Origin of the sequence: Xanthomonas sp. D-99 (assembly GCF_017746145.1) — a bacterium.
Classification (GTDB): domain Bacteria; phylum Pseudomonadota; class Gammaproteobacteria; order Xanthomonadales; family Xanthomonadaceae; genus Xanthomonas; species Xanthomonas cissicola.
This window is the reverse complement of sequence record NZ_JAGHWU010000122.1, coordinates 1-1,190: the sequence shown is the minus strand read 5'-3', so window position 1 is coordinate 1,190 and position 1,190 is coordinate 1. Positions and strand designations below refer to the sequence as shown.

At 63.1% G+C, this 1,190-nt stretch carries 1 protein-coding gene; it reads left to right on the top strand.

Translation table 11 applies throughout. The annotated features are described in order from the left end of the window. Window positions 1-94 precede the first annotated feature (94 nt). Window positions 95-199, top strand: coding sequence for a hypothetical protein (locus J7360_RS21560; protein WP_342343334.1), 105 nt, complete (start codon window positions 95-97; stop codon window positions 197-199). The last annotated feature ends 991 nt before the right edge of the window (window positions 200-1,190 follow it).

Here is a 1,190-nt window from a genome sequence, read left to right as displayed (position 1 = left end):
AACATGGCCTGACCCCGGCGCAGGTGGTGGCCATCGCCAGCAATGATGGCGGCAAGCAGGCGCTGGAGACGGTGCAGCGGCTGTTGCCGGTGCTGTGCGAGCAACATGGCCTGACCCCGGCGCAGGTGGTGGCCATCGCCAGCAATGGCGGCGGCAAGCAGGCGCTGGAGAGCATTTTTGCCCAGTTATCTCGCCCTGATCAGGCGTTGGCCGCGTTGACCAACGACCACCTCGTCGCCTTGGCCTGCCTCGGCGGGCGTCCTGCGCTGGAGGCAGTGAAAAAGGGATTGCCGCACGCGCCGACCTTGATCAAAAGAACCAATCGCCGTCTTCCCGAACGCACGTCCCCTCGCGTTGCCGACCACGCGCAAGTGGCTCGCGTGCTGGGTTTTTTCCAGTGCCACTCCCACCCAGCGCAAGCATTTGATGAAGCCATGACGCAGTTCGGGATGAGCAGGCACGGGTTGTTACAGCTATTTCGCAGAGTGGGCGTCACCGAACTCGAGGCCCGCAGTGGAACGCTCCCCCCAGCCCCGCAGCGTTGGCACCGTATCCTCCAGGCATCAGGGATGAAAAAAAGGGCCGAACCGTCCGGTGCTTCGGCTCAAACGCCGGACCAGGCGTCTTTGCATGCATTCGCCGATGCGCTGGAGCGTGAGCTGGATGCGCCCAGCCCAATAGACCGGGCGGGCCAGGCGCTGGCAAGCAGCAGCTGTAAACGGTCCCGATCGGAGAGTTCTGTCACCGGTTCCTTCGCACAGCAAGCTGTCCAGGTGCGCGTTCCCGAACAGCGCGATGCGCTGCATTTACCCCCCCTCAGCTGGGGTGTAAAACGCCCGCGTACCAGGATCGGGGGCGGCCTCCCGGATCCTGGTACACCCATGGACGCCGACCTGGCAGCGTCCAGCACCGTGATGTGGGAACAAGATGCGGGCCCCTTCGCAGGGGCAGCGGATGATTTCCCGGCATTCAACGAAGAGGAGATGGCATGGTTGATGGAGCTATTTCCTCAGTGAGGCTCAGTCGGGGTGACGGTCGCCTCGACCGCCGTGTGGTCTGCACTGGATCGGGGTAATCCCCCCGCCCATTAGCAGACGCCAGAAGTGGAATTTTCTCGTCCCCTTTCTCGAGGAGGTTCCATGAAGAAGTCCCGCTTTACCGACAGCCAGATCATCGCCGTGCTCAAGCAG